Source organism: Pseudomonas sp. SM4 (assembly GCF_051913165.1).
Classification (GTDB): domain Bacteria; phylum Pseudomonadota; class Gammaproteobacteria; order Pseudomonadales; family Pseudomonadaceae; genus Aquipseudomonas.
Genome location: NZ_JBODOE010000016.1, coordinates 56,617 through 78,378 on the forward strand (window position 1 = coordinate 56,617; position 21,762 = coordinate 78,378).

Consider the following 21,762-nt stretch of genomic DNA (forward strand, 5'->3'; position numbering starts at 1 on the left):
GGGAATGCCTCAACGAACGCTCCGCGTTCGGCTTTGGAAGGGACGCGGAGCGTCCCGGGCTGCATTCCCACGCAGAGCGTGGGAATGATCAGGTTCGAGGCAACTCAATCACAAGCCGCGTCCAACCCGCCTCGGATTCGCAATGAATCTGCCCCCCATGCGCGCGGACAATCGACTGCGTAATCGCCAACCCCAATCCGGCATGCTCACTGCTGCCTTCCTGCCGCGCCGGATCGGCCCGATAAAACCGGTCAAACAGTCGTGGCAACAACTCAGCTGCAATCCCGTCGCCGCTGTTCTCCACGTAAACCCGCACAGCGCTCGATTGATCAACGATCCGCACATTCACTCCGCCGTCAGCCGGGGTAAACCGCAACGCGTTATCCAGTAAGTTCGACAAGGCTCGCCGCAACATACTGCGGTCACCGTCGATCCGCGCATGACCTTCGCGCGTCAGACTGACCCCGGCGTCCTCCGCCAGCGGTGCGAAAAACTCCAGCAACACATCTGCCTCATCCGCCAGTTCCAGCGCGTCGCGTTTGGGCATCAGCAAACCGTGGTCAGCCTTGGCCAGATACAGCATGTCATTGACCAGTTGCGCCATCCATTGCAGCTCTTCGAGATTGCTGTGCAGCGCTTCGCGGTAATCCTCGATCGGCCGTGGGCGGGTGAGGGTGACTTGCGTGTGGGTCAGCAGGTTCGACAGCGGTGTGCGCAGCTCATGGGCGATGTCGGCCGAGAACGCCGAGAGCCGCTGAAACGAGTCGTCGAGGCGGGCGAGCATGGCGTTGAAACTGTGGGCCATTTCCGCAAGCTCGGGAGGAATTTGCGCTTCTGGCAGTCGGGCGTTGAGCGAGTGTGCGGAAATCCCGCGAGCCACCGCGCTCATGCGCCGCAATGGCTGCAAACCACTGCGGGCGGCCCATGCGCCGAGCAGCGCCGTAGCCAGTGCCGAGAGACCGACGGTCAGCCAGATCAAGTGCTGCATGCGCTGCAGAAAGTGCTGGTGATGGGTGATGTCGAGCAACAGGGTCAGTTGCGGCGAATCAGTTTTGTCCGGGTAGAGCGGGGCGTTGAGCACCCGATAATCCGTGCCGGCGCTGCTGATTGTCGACAGACCGGGTGGTGGCGGTAAATCCTTGGGGATCAGCGTCGAGCTGTCATACCAGGGTTGGCCGTCACCGCCGGTGATCCTCAGCGACAAGTCGGCCTGACGGCTGAGCTCATCGGCCAGCCGTGCGGCACTTTCCGCGGGCTGCACATTTTGCAGGGCGCGGCGCAGGCCGATCAGTTTGGCATCCAGTTGTTGCTGGTCGAGCTCAATGAAGTGCGCCTCGCTGGCGCGGTTGAACAACACGCCGGCGAACAGCGAAACCACGGCGGTGCAAGCAGCAAACAATAACGCCAGACGTGAACTCAGGGACAAGCGGCGCATCAGGCACAACGCTCTTCAAGCACGTAACCCATGCCGCGCACGGTGTGGATCAGTTTGTTGGGGAATTCGTCGTCGATCTTCAGGCGCAAGCGGCGGATCGCCACTTCGATGACATTGGTGTCGCTGTCGAAATTCATGTCCCAGACCTGCGAAGCGATCAGCGATTTCGGCAGCACTTCGCCCTGGCGACGCAAAAGCATCTCCAGCAAGGCGAATTCCTTGGCGGTCAGGTCGATGCGCTGGCCACTGCGTTCGACCCGACGGCGGATCAGGTCCAGGCGCAGATCCGCCAGTTGCAGACTGGTTTCCTGCGGTGTGGCGCTGCCGCGACGCAACAGGCTGCGCACTCGCGCCAGCAGTTCAGAGAAGGCGAAAGGTTTCACCAGATAATCGTCGGCACCCAGCTCAAGGCCATGAACCCTGTCTTCCACGGCGTCTTTGGCCGTCAGAAAAAGTACCGGCGTATCCAGCCCGGCACTGCGCACTGTTTGCAGAATCTGCCAGCCGTTGCGCCCGGGCAGCATCACGTCGAGGATCAGCAGCGCATAATCACCGCTCAATGCCAGTTGTTGACCGCTGTCGCCATCGGCCACCCATTCGGTGTTGAAGCCGGCCTCGGTCAGACCCTGGTGCAAGTATTGGCCGGTTTTCGCTTGGTCTTCGACGATCAGCAGTTTCATGGGCGACTCAGTGGATTCGGGGTGCAGAAATGAAAGCGTTATACCTTGCGGGCACGCGACAAACGCCAACCTGACAAAGTTGTAATCTGCCGGTCAGGTAGATGCCAGCTCAGGCCCGCTAGAGTTTCCCACAGGCTGAACCTTATCTTGTTGGAGAACGACCATGTTTTTACGCCAATCCCTGGCCTTGTGTTTGTTGGCGCTGAGTTCGCCAGTGTGGGCCGCGCCAGCCCATACCTATGATTTCGGCCAGCCGGCGCCCGCAGCCCAAGCCACGCGCAGTGTTGAAGTGGTGCTGAATGACATGTCTTTCGATCCCAAGGCAATTGAGGTCAAGGCCGGTGAGACCGTTCGCTTTGTGCTGGTGAATAAAGGCCAGTTACTGCACGAATTCAACCTCGGTGACGCGGCGATGCATGCCAAACATCAGCAGGAAATGTTGCAGATGCAGCAAAGCGGCATGCTCACGCCTACCGGCATGAAAGAAATGTCCCACGACATGGCCGGCATGGATCACGCAGCGATGGGCCATGGCATGAAGCATGACGATCCGAACAGCGTGCTGGTCGAGCCGGGCAAGACTGCCGAACTGACCTGGACCTTCAGCAAGGCAACGAGCCTGGAATTCGCCTGCAATATTCCCGGCCATTACCAGGCGGGCATGGTCGGCAAATTGACTGTCAGTCAGTAAGCACTCAAAGGCACGCGCAAAGGCTGGTAGAATCCGCTGATTCTTCAGTCAGGTTTCCGCCATGCATCCCGCAGCCGAACACTCGCCGCTGGGCAAATCCAGCGAATACATCGCCACGTACACGCCGTCCCTGCTGTTCCCGATTCCGCGCACCGCGAAATGGGCCGAGCTGGGCCTGACCGCCGAGACCCTGCCGTATAAAGGTGTGGATTTCTGGAACTGCTTCGAGTTGTCGTGGCTGTTGCCATCCGGCAAGCCGGTGGTGGCGATCGCTGAATTCAGCATCCCGGCTGATTCGCCGAACATCATCGAATCGAAGTCGTTCAAGCTCTATTTGAATTCGTTGAACCAGACGCCGTTTGCCGACGTTGCGACGCTGGAAGCAACGCTGGTCAAGGACCTGTCAGCCGCTGCCGGCAAACCGGTTGGCGTGCGCGTGCGTAGCCTGAAGGATGTTGAGGCGGAAGGCGTTGTGGCCTTGCCGGGCGTGTGCATCGATGATCTGGATATCAGCGTCAGCAACTATGAGCATCCGCGCCCGGAACTGTTGCGTTGCGATGACTCGCGGATTGTCGAAGAGACGGTACACAGCCATCTGCTCAAATCCAACTGCCCGGTGACCAGTCAGCCGGACTGGGGCACGGTGGTGGTGGAGTATCGTGGTTCAGCGCTGGATCATGCGAGCTTGCTGGAATACATCGTCAGCTTCCGCCAGCATTCGGACTTCCATGAGCAGTGTGTGGAGCGGATTTTCCTTGATCTGCAGCGGCTGCTGAAACCTGAGAAGCTCACGGTGTTTGCACGCTACGTGCGTCGCGGTGGTCTGGACATCAACCCGTATCGCAGCACCGAAAACGTGCAGCTGCCGAACCATCGGTTGGTGCGTCAGTAAGATCAAAAGATCGCAGCCTGCGGCAGCTCCTACATTGAACATCTGTAGGAGCTGCCGCAGGCTGCGATCTTTTGATTTTGGGAATCAGATCCCCATGCTGCCCAGCGCATTGACGATGTTGCGCAGGGTGCCGGCAATCGCCGGGTGTTCGACTTCGAAGCGTTCGACGGCGAGGTTGACGCCATCGGCGATGCTGGCGTCTTGAGTGGCATTTTCCAGTTGAATTTCCGATTCAATCTGCGCCATCAACACGCGTAAGTCTTCGCGTTCAGCTTCCGACAGCGGTGGATTCTGCTCCAGCTGCTCGCGCAGGGTATCGAGCTGTTTCTGCAGTTCTTGGGCGGGCATGGTGTTTTCCTTTTATCGAGAGGCACTGGCATTGACCGCAGCCGCGCGCCAAAGGTCTATGGCTGACCTTTAGATTAATCCACTCGCGTCAAACCTGCATGATCCCGATCAGGGCTTTTCGCCTTTGAACCGGCGCAGGCTGATGTCTGCCAGGCAGGTGTCGAGCTCGCCAAGATGATCGATCACCGAGTGCACGCCGAGCCCGAACAGTTGCACGGTGGCTTTGCCGCGCAATTGCTCGCGTTGTTTTTGCGCCAGGGCCTGCCATTCACTCGGCGCCAGGCCGCACAGCGAACCGCAGGACGCCAGGCCGATGGTCCACAGCCCGGCATTCAGGCCAGCCTGGAGCAATCGCGGCTCGCCGCTGACCAGCACGCAGCCGTCCAGACGATCGACGTTCAGCCCCATCAATGCTTGCCAGCAAGCGTTGGGAGCAGGCCATGGATTGTTTGTTGCGGAATGTTGCGATGGCTTCACCCACGTCGGCAAGGCAGCCGACAGCGGCAGGGCGAGGGCCGAAGGCAATTCATCCATCCAGGCACACGGAATTCGCTGGCGTTGCAGACTGTGCAGACTCTCCAGTGCACCGGGAGTGGCTTCGGCATGTTCAGGCAAGACGCTGGAGAGCTGTCGTGTACGGGCGCCGAAATCCACCAGGCAACCGCTGAGTCCGAACAACACGGCAGTCAGGCTGGGCACGGCGAGGGGCAAGATTTCGGCCTGTGACATGGAAACGTCCCTGAAATAGCGTCAAGGCTAGGGACGGTCAGTGACAGTTGGATGACAGGCCTGCGGGAAACGTCCTACAGACGAAATTCAGGTGGACTGCCCAAAACGCCGTTTGCGCTTATACTGTCGCCCTTGAACCGTGGGCCCCGTCGCCTGCGACAGTACAAATCCAAGGAGTTTTTCTATGCGCTGGAGCAATCCGCTCGCTCAGCTAAGTGTATGTGCCGGCTTGTTGCTGGCTCCGTTCGCCACTCAGGCCGCAACGGAAGAAGACCCTTGGGAAAGCGTCAACCGTCCGATCTTCCAGTTCAACGACTTCGTCGACACCTACGCCCTGAAACCGCTGGCGCAGGGCTATGAGTTCGTGACGCCGCAGTTCCTCGAGGACGGCATCCACAACATGTTCCGCAACGTCGGTGATGTCACCAACCTGGCCAACAACATCCTGCAGGCCAAACCGGCTGCGGCTGGCGTCGACACTGCACGCCTGATCTTCAACACCACGTTCGGCCTGCTCGGCTTCTTCGACGTCGGCACCCAAATGGGCCTGAACCGCAGCGACGAAGACTTTGGCCAGACCCTCGGCTACTGGGGCGTCGGCAGCGGTCCATACGTGATGCTGCCACTGATGGGGCCAAGCACCCTGCGTGACGCACCTTCCAAGTATGTCGACAGCTACACCGGTATGTACCGCTACATCAACGATGTGCCGGTGCGTAACTCGATCTTCGGCCTGAACATCGTCGACACCCGCGCCAGCCTGCTGTCGAGCGAGAAGCTGATCAGCGGCGACAAATACACCTTCATCCGCAACGCTTACTTGCAGAACCGCGAGTTCAAAGTGAAGGATGGCCAGGTCGAAGACGATTTTTAATCTCGACCGGTAAAAGGAAGGCGACCTCAGGGTCGCCTTTTTTGTGTGCAGCTATTTCATCTCCAGGATGGTCAGGCCGAGCTTCTGGCCGCCGCCATCCTGTGACCGGACCCAGACCACTTCGGTCTCGGCTTCAAGCCCGCTGAGCGCCGCGTGATCGGAGTCGATCCGCACACTCAAGCGATCACCGACCGCGAACTGGCGTGGCGCTTCGACCTGCATGCCGCTGCTGGAGAGATCGATGCACACCGCTGAAACCTCATCCCCTTGATGAATCAACACGACATCGGCATCGACCCGCATGCGGATGAAATCGCGCTTTTCGCTGTAGTCCCGACCGGTTTGACTCATGGCGTCGTCCTTCCATTGGGTTACGGTTTGAGCTGTTCTTATAACTCTCGGTGATTTGACAAGTAAAGTCGTCAAGCGACCATCGGCGCAAGCTTGAAACACCCCGCGGATGGGAGTACCGTCTGCGCCTTAGAAGGGCACCTCTGGTGCAACCGCGTTCACGGCCAATGCTCGAAAGCGGTGCAGCAGAGAGGCTAGAAAGCGAATCCAGTAGTCTGCGCAGGGCCAAATGCCTCGCCAACTACGCCAACCTAATTCTGGCGCCGTTTGCCCACATGCCAAAAACCAGTGCCACGCTGCTGATAATCGATGATGACGAAGTAGTGCGCGCGAGCCTCGCGGCCTATTTGGAAGACAGTGGTTTCAGCGTCCTGCAGGCCAGCAACGGCCAACAGGGTCTTCAGGTATTCGAGCAAGAACAGCCCGACTTGGTCATCTGCGATCTGCGCATGCCGCAGATGGGCGGTCTCGAACTCATCCGTCAGGTCACCGAGCTGTCACCGCAAACGCCGGTGATCGTGGTTTCGGGTGCCGGCGTGATGAACGACGCGGTCGAGGCCCTGCGCCTCGGCGCGGCGGATTACCTGATCAAGCCCCTCGAAGATCTGGCCGTGCTCGAGCACTCCGTGCGCCGGGCCCTGGATCGTGCGCGCCTGCTGCTGGAAAACCAGCGCTACCGCGAGAAGCTGGAAAAGGCCAACCGCGAGCTTGAGGCCAGCCTGAACCTGCTCCAGGAAGACCAGAACGCCGGTCGCCAGGTGCAGATGAACATGCTGCCGGAAAGCCCGTGGAGCATCGACGAGTTCAAGTTTGCCCACCAGATCATCCCGTCGTTGTACCTGTCGGGTGATTTTGTCGACTATTTCCGGGTCGACGAGCGCCGGGTTGCGTTCTACCTGGCAGATGTATCCGGTCATGGCGCCTCTTCAGCCTTCGTCACGGTGCTGTTGAAGTTCATGACCACGCGCTTGCTGTTCGAATCCAAGCGCAACGGCACCTTGCCGGAATTCAAGCCTTCGGAGGTCCTTGGTCATATCAACCGGGGGCTGATCAGTTGTAAGCTGGGTAAACACGTCACAATGGTCGGTGGAGTCATCGACGAGGAGACCGGTTTGTTGACCTATAGCATCGGCGGCCATCTGCCGTTGCCTGTGTTGTACACGCCTGACAGTGTTCGTTATCTGGAAGGACGCGGTCTGCCGGTGGGCCTCTTCAATGAAGCCACCTACGAAGACCACGTGCTTGAGCTGCCGCCGACGTTCAGCCTGACGCTGATGTCCGATGGCATTCTGGATCTTTTGCCAGAACCTACGCTCAAAGAAAAAGAAGCCGCTTTGCCTCAACGGGTGAAGTCGGCGGGCGGCAGCCTGGATGGTCTGCGGCAAGTGTTCGGATTGGCCACGCTAGGGGAGATGCCGGATGATATCGCCCTGTTGGTGTTGAGCAGGAATCTTTAATGAGTACCGGTAGAATCCAGTTCGCCGAGCAGGACGGCACCTTCGTCCTGAAGTTCGTCGGTGAAGTTCGCCTGACCCTGTGTTCGGCGTTGGATGCGACTATTGAGAAAATCTTCACCGCGCTGAATTTCAACGCGATCGTGATCGATTTGACCGAAACCCGCAGCATCGACAGCACGACGTTGGGCCTGTTGGCCAAGCTGTCGATCCTGTCGCGGCAGAAGGTCGGCCTGCTGCCGACTGTCGTCACCACCCACGAAGACATCACCCGTCTGTTGCAATCGATGGGTTTCGAGCAGGTGTTCAACATCGTCAACCACCCGGTGCCGTGCCCGGAGTGCCTGGACGACCTGCCGGATCAGGACCAGTCGGAAGAAGTGGTGCGGATCAAGGTGCTTGAAGCGCACAAGATCCTCATGGGCCTGAACGATTCCAATCGTGAAGCGTTCCATGACCTGGTCAATGCCCTCGAAAGACACTGATCTCATGAGGTGTTGTCCCGGCCGGCCTCATCGCGGGCAAGCCCGCTCCCACAATGATCGCGTGAAATCTGAAACTCAGGTTCTCCACATACCCTGTGGGAGCGGGCTTGCCCGCGATAGCGTCGAGTCGGTCGATACATTTATCAGTGCAGGCAAAATGAAAAAGGGCGAACCTGTGCGGGTTCGCCCTTTTTGCATTTCAATAACTCAAATCACAGCTTGGCCTGCAACAACGCCTCAAGCTTCTCTTGGTCGCGAGCAAACTGACGGATGCCCTCGGCCAGTTTCTCGGTGGCCATCGCGTCTTCGTTGGACAACCAGCGGAATTGCGCTTCATTGAGGCTCTGACGGGCTTCACCGGCGTGACCTGGGGCCAGTTTGCGCTCCAGTTTGCCGGTGTCCGCTGCCAACTTGTCGATCAGGTCCGGGCTGATGGTCAGGCGGTCGCAGCCGGCCAGTTGCTCGATCTGGTTGAGGTTACGGAAGCTGGCGCCCATGACCACGGTTTTGTAGTCATTGGCCTTGTAGTAGTTGTAGATGCGTGTCACCGACTGCACTCCCGGATCATCGGCGCCGGTGTAGTCGTTGCCGTTGGCCTTTTTGTACCAGTCGTAGATGCGGCCCACGAACGGCGAAATCAGGAATACGCCGGCGTCGGCGCAGGCAGCGGCCTGGGCGAAGGAGAACAGCAGGGTCAGGTTGGTCTGGATGCCTTCCTTCTCCAGCACTTCGGCGGCGCGGATGCCTTCCCAGGTCGAGGCGATCTTGATCAGTACGCGGTCGCGGCCAATGCCGGCCTTGTCGTACAGCTCGATCAGGCGATGCGCGCGTTTGAGCACGGCATCTTTATCAAACGACAGGCGCGCATCCACTTCGGTGGAGATGCGGCCCGGGATCACCTTGAGGATTTCCTGGCCGACGGCGACGCCAAAACGGTCGCTGGCCAGGCCGACATCGCCCTTGCAGTCGCTGACGCAGGCATTCAGCAGCTCGGCGTACGCCGGAATGGCCGCCGCCTTGAGCAGCAGGGAAGGGTTGGTGGTGGCGTCGACCGGCTTGACCCGGGCGATCGCTTCGAAGTCGCCAGTATCGGCAACAACGGTGGTGAACTGTTTGAGTTGTTCCAGCTTGGAAGTCATGGGCGTGCTCTGTCCTATGGGTCTGATGACATTACCCGAGCGCTGACAGCCACTCAAGGGTACTTATGTGTATCGATGGCCCCTGTGGCAACAACCTGAGGACGATTGTTTGAAAGGTGGGGCGCGCTATCGATGAATACGATGCCAAAACAGCCAACAGGTTCAAAGCAACCGACCTGTGAACAGGTCGGTCGCACAGGCCTACTCGGCCTTCAACAAGGCTTCGATCGACATTCGCGCCGGTTTCGGCTGACCGTCCGAGGTCAGCAAGCCAAAGTTTTTCTCTCGCTCGTTACTGCCGGAGTCGCTGTTCTTCCATTCGTAGATGGAGGTCAGCGGGATCTTGAGTTTTTTAACGTCGCCGATGAATGCGTTGATCTTGCTCGCCTGTCCTTCGGCACCGCCGTTGGAAGGTAGCGCCGAGATCCCCCATTCACTGATCACGCCCGGTAAATGAAAGTTTTGCTGGATAAACGCCTGCGCGTTGCTGATCTGCGTGGCGGTCATGCCATAAGGGTGATAGGACACGGCGCTCAGGCATTTCGGGTATTCACTGACGATGCGGTTTAGCGCCACGGTTGAGGCCGAGCCTGCGGTCGGGGGCCGGGCGAAACCGTAACCGACCACCGGTGTTGCTGGCGGTTTGCCTTGCAACGACTTGCACACGGCGCTCATGAACGGCACGAAGGTCGTGTCGAAATTTCGTGTCGGCCAGTAGGTCTCAAGATCCGGTTCGTTCCACAGTTCAATCGCCACCAATTGCGAACCGTAGGAGGTTTCCAGTCCTGTTACGGCTTTGGCAAATGCCTCGCCAGCGCCCGCCAGCTCAGCGGTGTTGTCCGGTGAGGCCGTCAACGGCTTGATCGCGCGCACGGTTAACAGCACCGGCAGACCAGCCGATCCAGCCGCCGCAAACGCATCACTGACCTGTTTCTGATAAGCCTTGGCCGTCAGGCTGTCGCTCCACACGCCGAAGCGTACAAAACCAAAACCTGCCGATTTGATTTGCGCGGCGTCGGCGGCAGAGAAGTTTTGAATCTTCACCTGAACGCCGATGTTCTTGGCCGGAAGGTTGGGAAACGTTTCGCTCGCATGAACCTGAGTGGTAGCGCCCGCGATCATCAGCGCCAGCGCGCCGATTTTTTTGAGATGTTTGATTTTCATGTCTGCTCTCCCGAAGAGAAGTGACAACTACGAAGAATGATCTCGTTGCTCAATTTTCGAGTGAGGTGATGGCACTTAGTGCACGAATGTTATTTTTTGTCGGAAAACAAAGATCTGAAAATCACAGTTATTTTTAGTCCGCTAATTGTGGTTGGGGCGCTTTTAAACGCTGTGGTACTTAATGCTCCAGTACTAACAGGGCGAATCTATTTCTGAGTGCAGGAAGATCTTGAGGGTTCATTCAAATGCCCTCGGGATGTTGGCCGTTTGACATTACACAGGAAAGTAAAACCTTGTTCAGAAAGATCCTCGTTGTTTGCGTGGGCAATATTTGCCGAAGTCCTACGGCCGAACTGTTGCTGCGCAACGCGCTGGGCTCCTCGGCGATCACGGTGACCTCCGCAGGCCTTGCCGCACGCGTGGGTGAGGGCGTCGAGCCTTCGGCCCGGCAGGTGCTCGAAGACCATGGGCACTGTGCCGAAGCCTTCAAGGCACGGCAACTGACATCGGACATCGTCAATGACTCAGACCTGATTCTGGTCATGGAAAAACAGCATGTAAATCAAGTACTGAAGATTGCCTCTCATGCGCGAGGCAAAGTGTTTCTGCTCGGCAAGTGGCAGAGCGAGCGCGAAATACAAGACCCGTATCGTCAAGGCAAGGCCGCTTTTATTCATGCTCATGCATTGATTGAAGATGCTGTTAGTTCATGGGCGCAGCGCCTCGGGCATTGATCAATATTCTTCAGAACAATGAATGGTAAGAACAGACTTATGCAGTTACCGTCAGTAATCGGCACCCGCGACAATGATCAAGACAGTATTGATCTGCTCGGCATCTTCGGCAGCCTGATCGACCAGAAGTGGTTGATCGGTGCCCTGACCGGCGCCTTCATGGTCACCGGCGTGGCCTATGCGGTTTTGGCAACGCCGGTGTATCTGGCAAACGCGCTGGTGCAGGTGGAGCCGAAAAAGAACGACATGCTCGGTTTCTCCGACCTCAACAGCATGCTCGGCGGGCAGTCGCCGTCGGTGACCGAAATCGGCATCATCAAGTCCCGCGCCGTCATCGGTAAAACCGTCGACGACCTGCGCCTGGACATCGACGTTACGCCCAACACCTTCCCGGTCATCGGTGGCTTTCTCGCCCGGCGTTATCGCGGTGAAACCGACACCAGCGTCGCCGCGCCGCGTTTCGGCCTGAGCAGCTATGCCTGGGGCGGTGAGCGTCTGGAGTTCGCCCGGCTCAATCTGCCCAAAGAACTGCTCGGCAAGAAACTCACCTTGGTCGCTGGCGAGCAACACCGCTTTCAGTTGTTCGATGACAACGACAATTTGCTGGCCGACGGCGTCGCCGGTGAAGCTTTCGCGCAGGACGGCGTAGAAGGGCAAATCAGCCAGTTGTTGGCCAACCCCGGCACGCGTTTCGAAGTGGTGCGCAACCCACGGATCGTGACCATTCAGGGCTATCAGGACGCGCTGGATATTTCCGAGCAGGGCAAGGAATCGGGGATTATCAAGCTGGCGCTCGCCAGCAGCGACGCCGCAGAAGCGGTGAAGATTCTCAACAAGATCGCGTCGCTGTACGTCGATCAGAACGTGCGCCGCACTTCGGCCGAAGCCGCGCAGAGCCTGGCCTTCCTGCAAAGCCAGTTGCCGCAGGTCAAGCGTGATCTGGCCAAGGCCAGCGACGCGCTCAATGCCTACCAGACCCACGGCAAGACCGTGAACATCTCGCTGGAAACGCAATCGGTGCTCGGTCAGTCGGTGGCGCTGGAAACGCGGATCTCCGAGCTGAAAATGCAGCAGGCGGAGATGGATCGCAAGTTCACCAAACAGCACCCGGCCTATCGCGCATTGATGAGCCAACTCGGTGAACTGGTGCAACAGCAGAAGTCGTTGGAAGGCAAGGTCGGTGATTTACCGGCCACGCAGCAGGAGTTGCTTAACCTGACCCGCGATGTCGAAGTCGCTTCGCAGATCTACACGCAACTGCTGAACAAATCCCAGGAGCTGGACATCATCCGCGCCGGTGCGGTCGGCAACGTGCGCCTGATCGACACCGCGGACGTCGACCTGACCAGCCCGGTCAAACCGAAAAAAGCTCTGATCGTGCTGATCGCGACGTTCCTCGGTGCCTTTGTCGGCGTGGCCCTGGTGCTGCTGCGCAAATCGCTGAGCCGAGGCCTGGAAGGCCCGGAGGCCATCGAGCAACTCGGTTTGCCGGTCTACGCGTCGATTCCTTACAGCGCGTTGCAGCAGGAAGAGGACAACAAAAAGGGGCGTGCCCGCGACGGCGTGGATAAGCCGGCTTACCTGCTGGCGCTGCGCAACCCGACCGATCTGTCGATCGAATCGATCCGTAGCCTGCGCACCTGCCTGCATTTCGCCGGGCTGGATTCGACCAACAACCGCATCATGATTTCCGGGCCAAGCCCGCAGGTCGGCAAGACTTTTGTTTCGTCCAACCTCGCGGCGGTCATGGCGCTGAGCGGCCAGCGCGTGGTGCTTATCGACGCCGACATGCGTAAAGGGCATCTGCACAAAACCCTCAACACGCCGATCACCAACGGTTTGTCCGACCTGCTGGTCAAGCGCTGCAGCATCGACCAGGCGATCAACAAAGTCGAAGTCGACAACCTGCACTTCATCAGTCGCGGGCAGGTGCCGCCCAATCCTTCCGAGCTGTTGATGCACGCCAACTTCCGCGACTTGCTCGCCGAGCTGAGCGAACGCTACGACCTGGTGATCATCGATACGCCGCCGCTGCTGGCGGTGACCGACGCAGCGATTGTCGGCCGTGAAGCGGGCATCAGCTTGATCGTCACGCGCTTCGGGGTGAACCCGGCCAAGGAGATCGAACTGACCATCCGCCGCTTCGCGCAGAACGGAATCGAGTTGAAAGGCGCGGTGTTCAACGGCGTCGAGAAGCGTGCCGCGAGCTACTACGGCAACGGTGGCTACGGCTACAGCTACGAATACGCGTCCGACAAATCCTGACTGTCAGCGACTGTTTTTTCCTGTTTGAAGTGGGTGATTTGTGAAAAAAATACTGCACGTGGCAGAGACGATCAAAGGTGGTGTCGCGACCGTGATCCGCACGATCTCGGATTCCCCCGAAGGCGATGCGGCGAACTACGAGCTGGTGTATCTGGTGCCGGAAGATCAGGCAAAAGAACTGCATGGCATTCAAGTGCAACAGATCCGCACGTTCCCGCGCACCGGGCGCAATGTGTCGTCGTTGCTGCGTTTCGCCTGGCGTCTGGGGCAAGTGCTGTTCAAGGAAAAACCCGATGTGGTGCATTTGCACAGCACCTTTTCCGGGGTGATCGGCCGTTGCGTGTGTGTGCTGTTGCGACCGTGGCGCAAGCCGAAAATCGTCTACTGTCCGCACGCGTTTTCGTTCCTGATGGAAAGCTCGCCGATCAAGCAGAAAGTCTATGCGTGGATCGAGCGAGTGCTGCAGAAAGTCACCGACGTGATCATTTGCGTCAGCCAGTACGAACTCGACAAAGCCGCGCGGTTTGGCATCGAGCGCAAACGGATGAAGCTGATCTACAACGGCATTCATCACAAGGATGACGCGCCGAAAGCCGCGAGTCCCGAGCCGATTCATCTGTTGTTTGTCGGTCGTCTCGATTACCAGAAAGGCTTCGACGTGTTGCTCAAGGCCTTCGCCAAGGTGCAGCGCAATGATCTGAAACTGACGGTGGTCGGCAGCGCGGTGAACGAGGACTCGGTCGAGTGCCCGCCGATGGACGCCGTCGAATATTTGCCTTGGGTCACCCCGGGCGAAGTGCAGGCGCTGTATCAAAAAGCCGATGCGCTGATCGTGCCGAGTCGCTGGGAAGGGTTTGCCATGGTGCCGCTGGAAGGCATGGCGATGGGCTTGCCGGTGATCGCGAGCAATTGCACCTCGCTGCCGGAGCTGGTCACACACGGTGTGTCTGGCTACGTGTTTCCGTCCGGTGATCACCAGGCGCTGGCCGATGTGCTGGCGCAAATCCAGAAGCCGCGGTTGCTCGACCTCGGCAGCGAAGGGCGCAGCATCGTCCGCGAGCGCTTCAGCGCCGCGTTGATGATTCGCCAGACCTACGACCTGTATAGCGCTCCCACTTTTTAAGTAGAACTCAAGCATATGAACGTAACGATTTTGCATGGCTACAGTGCGTCCAACTCCGGTGACGGCTTGCTCGTCGATCTGGCCATTGCCCTGGTGCAGCGCAACTTTGGTGACGACACCGCGATCAGCGTGGTCGCCTCCGATCCGGATTCTTTCAGCTACTTGCCGCACCCGCGCTTCGACGCGCCGGTGATGGCGGCCAAGGGTTTGGGCCGGGTCAAGCAGGCAGTGTTTCTTAACCAGTCCTATGCCGGGCTGGCGGATCTGTTGAAGAAAACTGACCTGATTGTCGGCGTCGGTGGCGGCTACATGCGTTCGAAAAGCGCTTTCGAGCACATCAAACTCAAGCTCGGCCACGCCAAGCAACTGGAAACCGCGATCCTCAGCAAGGTGCCGTCGGTATACCTGCCGCAAAGCATCGGGCCATTCCACGGCGAGAGCAGCAAAATCGTCGAGCACTACGCCAATGCCGATGCGGTGTTCGTGCGTGACAACCGTTCCTCGGCGATTTTCGATGCTTGCGAAAACGTCTACCGCGCGCCCGATCTGGCGGTGCAATCGCTGGCGAGCAAAATCCTTCAGCAGCCGAAGTTCACTCGCTGCGCGGCATCGCCGGCCACGGTCTGCGTGGTGCTGCGCAAGCCACCGGAGTGGAGCAAAGACAAGAAAGTCGCCTACGTCGCCAACTTGAAGTTGCTGCTGCAGCGCTTGAAGCAAAAAAGCAAAGTGGTCTGCGCGGTGCAGAGCGCTGTGCGCGGAAATGATGACGGCGCGTTCTATCGCGAACTGGGCATTACCGAAGACTTGCTGTCGTTGAAAGCCACGATCGCCAAGTATCAACCGGACCTGGTGATTTCCGTGCGCTTGCACGGCGCCATCGAATCGTTGCTGTCCGGCGTGCCCGCTTACCACATCAGCTACGAGCGCAAAGGCTTTGGCGCCTATCAGGACATGGGCGTCGAGGACTGGGTGATCAATGGCGGCGACATCAATGTCGACACCATTATCGACACGGTCTACGCGCCGAATGCGCTGTCGAATTTCGGCAAGCGCCTGACCGATACCTGCCGTGAAATCGAAGCGAAAACCGTGGCCATGGACGACATCATCAAAGGTATCGTTCGATGATATTCAGGCTGTTGCTTCGCGGCGGAGCCTTGGGCGCGAAGTTTTTGCTGGTGTTGGCGATCACCCGCTATCTGGGCTACGACGCCCTGGGTTTTTACGGCGTGGTGATGGCGGCTTCGTTCATTGCCTCAAAGTTCTACAGCGTGGGCTTCAGCTCTGAAATCAATCGGCTGATCAGTGTCGGCGGCAGTTCGCGAAAGGTTGTCGATAAGGTGCTGCTGTTGTATGTGTCCGTGGGGCTGGCGTTGTCGCTGGTGACGGTGTTGATCTACTCGCTGTTCCAGCAGGTCGAGGCGACAGCGGCGGTGGTGCTTTGCGTGACGCTGGTATTGCTCACCGAACACCTGTCGTTCGAAATCAATTCGTTTGTGTTTTCGGCACAGAAAGCTACAGCCGGCGCCGTGTTGTTTTTCATCAAGACCGGTCTCTGGGCGCTGTTGGCCGTGGGCGGGATGATGCTCGGCTGGATTTCCGGTGTGGCCAGCGTGCTTTGGCTCTGGGTGATTGCCAATGTGCTGGTGATCGTCGCCGGTTACCTGATCGTGGTGAGGGTGCATAAGGGGCGGACGACGGGCACACTGGCCGCCGGCACGGTGTGGAAGGCCGGTTTGCCGTTTTATCTCGGCACCGGGCTGATCGCGCTGAGTCAATATGCCGAACGGTTTCTGATCATCGACCTGGAACCCTACGCCAGCCTCGGTAAATACGTCTACGCGTGGTCGGCGGCCAATACCTTGCAAGCGTTGTCGTACGCGGTAGTAGCCGTGGTCGGCATTCCGGTGCTGGCCAAGCGTTTCCAGGCGGATCAACAGTCATTCACGGTCAAGCAGTTGTTCGTCAACAAGTGGGTCATGCGCTCGCTGGTGGTGTCGGCAGCCGTGGCAGTGGCGATTTATCTTTTCTTCAACGTGGTGCTCGATTACGTCGCCACCAGCGTTCCGCGTCCGGACAATGCGATTCTTGGCGTGCTGATCTTTTCCTTCGCTTTGCGGGCGATTGGCGACATCGTCTGGGGCGGTTTGATTGCCTCGAAAAGCAGCCGTGTATCGCTTGCCAGCGCGGCGATCTGTCTGTTGGTGTCGGTGCCGGTCAGCTATGTGCTGATCAAACACTATTCGATCTACGGCGCGGCGTGGGGCAACGTCTTCGCAATCGTTGTGCAGCTCAGTGTGATTGCTTTGCTGACCCGTGTGACGACAGCGAAAAAGGCTGCGTTGTCATGGGCCTGAAATTGCCGCGCATCGAGTTTCGCGGCAAGAAACTCGACTCTTCGCTGTCGTTCCTGATCCTCTTCACCGGGCTGTTTCTGTCGGTGGCCATGCCGCTGCTGATCCCCCGCGATCCAGGCCCGGATGCGATGACCTTGTGGTCGTCCTACGCGCGGGCCGACAACTGCAACTTCTGGAACCCGTTCTCGCCGGATCGCTCGTCCTACGAGTGTTCGGCGTTCCTGCTGCGGCCCACCGGGATCAATCTGACCAATGCCTGGGCTTACGGCATGTTCTGCAATTTTTTCCTCACGGCGATTCCAGTGGTGGTGTTCCGGCGCATGCCGCTGGCGATCTTCGGCACGCTGTGTCTGTGGGGCATCGTGCGCTCGTTCTTTCTTGAGAACCTGACCAAGGAAATCATCGTGTCGGTCGCGGTGCTGAGCATTTTGCTCAGCTCGCTGACGCGCAAATATCGCGGCGGGTTCTTCTTATCGGCAGTGATCTACGGCGTGCTGATCCGGCCGTACTGGATTCTGTTTTCGCTGTCGTGGGTGGGCGTCTGCGTGATGAAGAAGTACGTCTCGCGCACGACCTTTTTCCTCATGCTGTTCCTGTTCTATCTGGCGGTGGCCACGGCGATCCAGCTGGCGCTGGGCTTCCCGGTGTCGTCGATTCGCGCCAGTAACAACGAACTGCGCACGGCGGGCGAGGAAGGCTCGAAATCGTTGATTGTGTCGTGGCTCAGCGGCAGCGACTTCGTCTCGCAGGCGCTGGATTCGATGATCATTTTCTTCCGGCTGTCGTTCCCGGTGGAGCTGATTCTGTTGTCCGGTCCGGGCCAGGTGATCTTCGTGTCGTTGATGATCATGACCGCGCTGCTGCTGTTCAAGGTCATTACCTCGACCGATTACAAAGGCGCGCCGATCCAGACCAAACCCAAGGAACTGATCGCGATACCGATGGCGTTTCTGCTGGTGCAGGGTTTGTTCGAACCGGACTTCGGCTCTTTCGCCCGGCACTTTTCGATGGTGGTGCCGGTGTTGTTCGTCGGCCTCGGTTTGATGCTGCGGGCGAACAAACCGGTGCAGGTTGAATCAAGAATTCTGAATTGAGGCAGGTGCTTTATGTCGAGCAAGAAAAAGTCCCTGGAGATCGAAACCCTGCGCGGCCTGGCGTGCCTGCTGCTGGTGCTCTATCACGTCATCGGGCCGTTGGGCGGCGGGTTGAAGATCGACATCGGTTCGCCGTTCCGGGTGATTGCCGATTCGATGGTGTACGTGCGCATGCCGCTGTTCACCTTCATCTCCGGGTACATCTATTCGATCTACAAAATTCGCGGCAATGACTTTTCCGCGTTCTTCAGCGGCAAGGTACGACGCTTGATCGTGCCGCTGTTTTGCGTCGGTGTGCCGTTTTCGGTGCTGCAGGCGGTGGGGCCGGGGGTCAACAAGGACGTCGGCGTGATCGACGCGTTGTTATCGTTCTGGGTGCCGATCAACCACTTCTGGTTCCTGCAGGCGGTGTTCATCATTTTCATGTTCGTCGGGCTGCTGGAGTGGCGCGGGATGCTGCGTTCGGCGACGCGCTTGTATGGCTTGTTCGTGTTTGCGGCGCTGTTGTTTCTGCTGCCGCCGTTCAAGTTCGATGCGTTCGGGATCAATGGCGCGATTTACCTGCTGCCGTTTTTTGTCGCGGGAATGATTGGCCAGGAAAACGTCGACCGGTTGAAGCAGACGTTCAAGGTGATCGGGCCGTTGGTGTTTGTGCTGATCTCGTTGACGTTGCTGTACGTGGCGGCGATTGATCGCGAGTTGATTGTTGATCGTCGTAGTCTGATTGGGCTGACCGTGGGCTGTGTGTCGTGCATCGCATTGCTGTCGAGTGATATGCGCTCGAAAGCGCTGACTTGGCTGGGCGGGTATTCCTATGCGATTTTCCTGTTCCACGTGCTGTTCGCGGCGACCTCGCGCTTTGTGCTGGGACGTTTGGGGGTGAAGGATGAGAGCCTGCTGGTGTTGGGCGGGTTGAGCTTCGGGTTGTTGGGGCCGGTGGTGTTGTCGATGATTTTCAGCCGGTTCAATTTCACCTCGGTGCTGTTCCTTGGCGAACGCGCGCCGAAGAAGAAACCGGTGGTGCCTATCGTCCCGGTGGTGCAGACCCAATCATCTCTGTAGTCAAACAATCCCTGTGGGAGCTGGCTTGCCAGCGATGGCGTTTTGTCAGGCAATGCATCTGTGTCTGACCGGACCCCATCGCTGGCAAGCCAGCTCCCACAGGTTTATCAGGTGTGAATGAATTCAGCGGATGACCACAATCCCTGTGGGAGCGAGCCTGCTCGCGAAGTGGCCCTTACGGGCTGAAGGAGATTTTGCATGTTGGCAGTGGATGACGCGCAACCCGTTGCAGCGTCGGTAGTTGAGGTGGGCGATGCGCGTGAGCGTTTTGCGCAGTGGCGTGAAGGTAAGGCGGGTAAGGTGTTGTCGGTCTCGGTGATTGGCGACAGCTACAGCGCCGGGCAGGATTTCTATCTGAACAAACTGGTGCAGCGCGTGGCCGGGGAGGTCGGTTTTGCCGGGCCCGGGTATGTCGGGTTCAATCACGGCGCAGCGCTGGGCGGTACGCACTTCAAATACACCCGCAGCAGTGAGAAGTATTTTGCCGGTGGCTGGAAAGTTTCCGATCTGGGGCAGGCGAGCCCGGACAGTCGCACGGTGACAGGCCGTCCCGGCGCTTGGTTGCAGGTGGATGCCAGTCCTTCGCCGCGCATCGATACAGCGGTTACCCAGGCGAAATTGCTTTACCTGGGCAATGGCGAACCCAGCGAAATCCGCTATCGCTGGTCACCCGCACAAGACTGGCAGCCCCTTAAAATTGAAGGTTCAGGCGTTCAGGAAGTAGCGCTCACGGGGCTCTCCGCTGCGAAAGACTGGTCCTTCAAACTGGAAGTGGTGAAGGGCGCGCCCACGTTGTTCGGCCTATGGATGAGCAACGATCAGAACGGCGTGCGCGTGTCGAAACTGGCAGCCTCCGGTGCGGCCTCGGCAGACTTTTATCACAAGGATCCGCAGTGGCAGACTCAGTGGAAAGCCGCCGTGTCGAAGATCCCGGCCGATGTGTACCTGATCATGCTCGGTGGCAACGATCAGGGCTTCGGCGTGAAACCTGCGCAGTACTTGCAGAATGTTCAGGGGTTGGTGGGCATGCTGCGCGAGATTCAACCGCAGGCGAGCATCAACCTGATCATGCGTCAGGACACCACGCGCTCCAGCGCTTACCCGATGTCGGCGTATGCGCAGGTGCTGGCGCCTTGGGCGCGTGAGCAGCGTCTGGGGTACACCAATCTGCAATGCGCCTTCGGTCCCGATGTGAAGCGGTATGCCGCTGCAATGATCGGCCCGGACAAGATTCATCCCGTGCCGGCCACGGGCGGCAAGGTCATTGCCGATTACTTCTACGCCTGGATCACCGGCACCCACATACGCTGCAATAACTAGCCTCTGCAGGAGCTGCCGAAGGCTGCGATCTTTTGATCTTGTCTTTTAAAAACAAGATCAAAAGATCGCAGCCTTCGGCAGCTCCTACAGGGGACAGTTCAGGCGTCGGTGAACGTGTCGATCTGATCGAGCAATTCCGTGAGCTTCTTTGGCATCAAGCGCGTATCGCAACGGGTTTCCACGTTGATGATGATCGCCGGGTCGTTGCAGCAAATCCGCACGCGAAAGCGCCAGTCGCCGAAGATCACTTTCAGCCCATCGCCGTCATCGATTTCCAGGGCTTGCTCTGCGTAAATTGCCTTCAAATGCGCGAGCAGGGGGTAGGGGTCGCGCATCGGCCGGCGGATATCTCCCGATGCGGGAAACACACCGATGCGCTCCACCAGCAAAATCGTGCCCAACCAGGATTCGTTGGCGCTGGGCAACGGCTGGTGGCGCGACAACCAACTGATCACCCCGAGGTTGCCCACCTCGCGTTCAATCTCTACGGAATGTTGTGCAATGTTCATGGTGGCCTCGTGGAGTAAGGAGCGGAGCCGTCTCAGCGGCCCTTGAGATAGACGTTTTCGTAGCAGAAGTTGGTCGCCTGCAAGTAACCCTCGGCGTCTCCGCAATCGAAGCGCATGCCTTTGAACTTGTAAGCCAGCACGCAACCGTTCTGCGCCTGTTTCATCAGCGCGTCGGTGATCTGGATTTCGCCGCCCTTGCCCGGTTGGGTGTCGGCGATCAGGTCGAAAATGTCCGGCGTGAGGATGTAGCGACCGATGATCGCCAGGTTCGATGGCGCATCTTGTGGGGCCGGTTTTTCCACCATGTTGTTGACCCGGTAGATACCGTCGGAGATCAGCTCGCCAGCGATGACGCCGTACTTGTGAGTCTGGTCGGCCGGGACTTCCTGGATGGCGACGATCGAGCAGCGGAATTTCTTGTACAGCTGGATCATCTGCGTCAGGACGCCGTCACCTTCCAGGTTCAGGCACAGGTCATCGGCCAGCACCACGGCAAACGGCTCATCGCCGATCAACGGGCGGCCGCTGAGAATCGCGTGGCCCAAGCCCTTCATTTCCACCTGGCGGGTGTAGGAGAAGGTGCAGGTGTCGATCAGCTCGCGGGTGCCGGCGAGGAATTTCTCTTTCTCGGTGCCTCGGATCTGGTGTTCGAGTTCGTAGCTGATGTCGAAATGGTCTTCCAGCGCGCGCTTGCCGCGGCCAGTGACGATGGCCATGTGTTGCAGGCCGGCGTCCCGCGCTTCTTCAACGGCGTATTCGATCAACGGCTTGTTGACGATCGGCAACATTTCTTTGGGCATGGCTTTGGTCGCCGGCAAGAAACGCGTGCCATAGCCGGCAGCGGGGAACAAACATTTACGAATCATAAAAGTATCCTGGACAGTCATGGAACACAGGCAACGAATGCGCGCACTCATTAAGTGCGTGCAAGTTTCAATGGGTATTGAACGACTGCTTTAATACCTGACTCAGGTTGTTAATGGCAATGAACAGTGGTGGTTAAACCTGACAATGTTATGAGATGTCGGCAAGTGCGTTATTAGTTATTTTTAGTCG

22 protein-coding genes are annotated in these 21,762 nt (G+C 58.5%); 13 read left to right on the forward strand and 9 right to left on the reverse strand.

What is annotated here, in order from left to right:
* Positions 1-88: 88 nt before the first annotated feature.
* Entirely contained in the window at positions 89-1,435 is a 1,347-nt protein-coding gene (locus tag ACQ4MY_RS25075) for a heavy metal sensor histidine kinase (RefSeq protein ID WP_440096809.1), read from the reverse strand.
* Complete coding sequence (locus ACQ4MY_RS25080; RefSeq protein WP_008087726.1) at positions 1,435-2,115, reverse strand: heavy metal response regulator transcription factor; 681 nt, start codon at positions 2,113-2,115, stop codon at positions 1,435-1,437. Before ACQ4MY_RS25080 ends, ACQ4MY_RS25075 begins: the two co-directional genes overlap by 1 nt.
* Positions 2,116-2,278: 163 nt before the next feature.
* Here ACQ4MY_RS25080 and copI point away from each other — a divergent pair, with 163 nt between their 5' ends.
* Both copI and queF read left to right on the forward strand, forming a co-directional pair.
* Positions 2,279-2,806, forward strand: a complete 528-nt coding sequence (gene copI / locus ACQ4MY_RS25085; protein WP_008087724.1) for a copper-resistant cuproprotein CopI — start codon at positions 2,279-2,281, stop codon at positions 2,804-2,806.
* A gap of 61 nt (positions 2,807-2,867) precedes the next feature.
* Positions 2,868-3,698, forward strand: coding sequence for an NADPH-dependent 7-cyano-7-deazaguanine reductase QueF (gene queF / locus ACQ4MY_RS25090; protein WP_440096811.1), 831 nt, complete (start codon positions 2,868-2,870; stop codon positions 3,696-3,698).
* A gap of 84 nt (positions 3,699-3,782) precedes the next feature.
* Here the strand turns inward: queF and ACQ4MY_RS25095 are convergent, their stop codons facing one another.
* Both ACQ4MY_RS25095 and ACQ4MY_RS25100 read right to left on the reverse strand, forming a co-directional pair.
* Entirely contained in the window at positions 3,783-4,046 is a 264-nt protein-coding gene (locus tag ACQ4MY_RS25095; protein WP_440096812.1) for a DUF4404 family protein, read from the reverse strand.
* 108 nt (positions 4,047-4,154) lie between these two features.
* On the reverse strand, positions 4,155-4,775 hold the full coding sequence (locus ACQ4MY_RS25100) for an HAD family phosphatase (RefSeq protein ID WP_440096813.1): 621 nt from the start codon (positions 4,773-4,775) through the stop codon (positions 4,155-4,157).
* A gap of 184 nt (positions 4,776-4,959) precedes the next feature.
* Between ACQ4MY_RS25100 and ACQ4MY_RS25105 the strand changes: the two genes are divergently transcribed.
* On the forward strand, positions 4,960-5,649 hold the full coding sequence (locus ACQ4MY_RS25105) for an MlaA family lipoprotein (protein ID WP_158828858.1): 690 nt from the start codon (positions 4,960-4,962) through the stop codon (positions 5,647-5,649).
* A gap of 51 nt (positions 5,650-5,700) precedes the next feature.
* Here ACQ4MY_RS25105 and ACQ4MY_RS25110 read toward each other — a convergent pair whose 3' ends face one another.
* Complete coding sequence (locus ACQ4MY_RS25110; protein ID WP_008087716.1) at positions 5,701-6,000, reverse strand: PilZ domain-containing protein; 300 nt, start codon at positions 5,998-6,000, stop codon at positions 5,701-5,703.
* Between the two features lie 275 nt (positions 6,001-6,275).
* Here ACQ4MY_RS25110 and rssB point away from each other — a divergent pair, with 275 nt between their 5' ends.
* Together rssB and rssC are read left to right on the forward strand one after the other, a co-directional pair.
* Complete coding sequence (rssB, locus tag ACQ4MY_RS25115) at positions 6,276-7,457, forward strand: two-component system response regulator RssB (RefSeq protein ID WP_045123320.1); 1,182 nt, start codon at positions 6,276-6,278, stop codon at positions 7,455-7,457.
* Entirely contained in the window at positions 7,457-7,939 is a 483-nt protein-coding gene (gene rssC / locus ACQ4MY_RS25120; RefSeq protein WP_003226553.1) for an anti-sigma factor antagonist RssC, read from the forward strand. Before rssB ends, rssC begins: the two co-directional genes overlap by 1 nt.
* Before the next feature lie 212 nt (positions 7,940-8,151).
* Here rssC and tal read toward each other — a convergent pair whose 3' ends face one another.
* Together tal and ACQ4MY_RS25130 are read right to left on the reverse strand one after the other, a co-directional pair.
* Positions 8,152-9,078: a transaldolase gene (gene tal, locus ACQ4MY_RS25125; protein ID WP_008087712.1), complete on the reverse strand. Its 927-nt coding sequence runs from the start codon at positions 9,076-9,078 to the stop codon at positions 8,152-8,154.
* Between the two features lie 201 nt (positions 9,079-9,279).
* Complete coding sequence (locus ACQ4MY_RS25130) at positions 9,280-10,242, reverse strand: cellulase family glycosylhydrolase (RefSeq protein ID WP_158828860.1); 963 nt, start codon at positions 10,240-10,242, stop codon at positions 9,280-9,282.
* Between the two features lie 293 nt (positions 10,243-10,535).
* Between ACQ4MY_RS25130 and ACQ4MY_RS25135 the strand changes: the two genes are divergently transcribed.
* The 8 genes from ACQ4MY_RS25135 to ACQ4MY_RS25170 all read left to right on the forward strand — a co-directional run bounded on the left by ACQ4MY_RS25135 (position 10,536) and on the right by ACQ4MY_RS25170 (position 20,197).
* Complete coding sequence (locus ACQ4MY_RS25135) at positions 10,536-10,976, forward strand: low molecular weight protein-tyrosine-phosphatase (RefSeq protein WP_440096815.1); 441 nt, start codon at positions 10,536-10,538, stop codon at positions 10,974-10,976.
* 39 nt (positions 10,977-11,015) lie between these two features.
* Positions 11,016-13,241, forward strand: a complete 2,226-nt coding sequence (locus ACQ4MY_RS25140; protein ID WP_440096816.1) for a polysaccharide biosynthesis tyrosine autokinase — start codon at positions 11,016-11,018, stop codon at positions 13,239-13,241.
* 40 nt (positions 13,242-13,281) lie between these two features.
* Positions 13,282-14,364 carry a glycosyltransferase family 4 protein gene (locus tag ACQ4MY_RS25145; protein ID WP_440096817.1) on the forward strand — a complete coding sequence of 361 codons (1,083 nt, stop codon included), beginning with the start codon at positions 13,282-13,284 and terminating at the stop codon, positions 14,362-14,364.
* Between the two features lie 15 nt (positions 14,365-14,379).
* The gene (locus tag ACQ4MY_RS25150; protein WP_440096818.1) at positions 14,380-15,492 is read left to right on the forward strand and encodes a polysaccharide pyruvyl transferase family protein; all 1,113 of its coding nucleotides are present in this window, start codon (positions 14,380-14,382) and stop codon (positions 15,490-15,492) included.
* A complete protein-coding gene (locus ACQ4MY_RS25155) occupies positions 15,489-16,721 on the forward strand; it encodes a phosphoribosylaminoimidazole carboxylase (protein WP_440096819.1) in 1,233 nt (410 codons plus the stop codon). The genes ACQ4MY_RS25150 and ACQ4MY_RS25155 overlap by 4 nt, the downstream gene beginning before the upstream one ends.
* Positions 16,712-17,815: a hypothetical protein gene (locus tag ACQ4MY_RS25160; protein ID WP_008087701.1), complete on the forward strand. Its 1,104-nt coding sequence runs from the start codon at positions 16,712-16,714 to the stop codon at positions 17,813-17,815. The genes ACQ4MY_RS25155 and ACQ4MY_RS25160 overlap by 10 nt, the downstream gene beginning before the upstream one ends.
* A 12-nt stretch (positions 17,816-17,827) precedes the next feature.
* The gene (locus ACQ4MY_RS25165; RefSeq protein ID WP_440096821.1) at positions 17,828-18,877 is read left to right on the forward strand and encodes an acyltransferase family protein; all 1,050 of its coding nucleotides are present in this window, start codon (positions 17,828-17,830) and stop codon (positions 18,875-18,877) included.
* A gap of 198 nt (positions 18,878-19,075) precedes the next feature.
* A complete protein-coding gene (locus ACQ4MY_RS25170) occupies positions 19,076-20,197 on the forward strand; it encodes an SGNH/GDSL hydrolase family protein (RefSeq protein ID WP_008087697.1) in 1,122 nt (373 codons plus the stop codon).
* Between the two features lie 98 nt (positions 20,198-20,295).
* Here the strand turns inward: ACQ4MY_RS25170 and ACQ4MY_RS25175 are convergent, their stop codons facing one another.
* Entirely contained in the window at positions 20,296-20,706 is a 411-nt protein-coding gene (locus ACQ4MY_RS25175) for a mannose-1-phosphate guanylyltransferase (protein ID WP_440096822.1), read from the reverse strand.
* A 32-nt stretch (positions 20,707-20,738) separates the two neighbouring features.
* Entirely contained in the window at positions 20,739-21,572 is an 834-nt protein-coding gene (gene galU / locus ACQ4MY_RS25180) for a UTP--glucose-1-phosphate uridylyltransferase GalU (RefSeq protein ID WP_008087693.1), read from the reverse strand.
* Between the last annotated feature and the right edge of the window lie 190 nt (positions 21,573-21,762).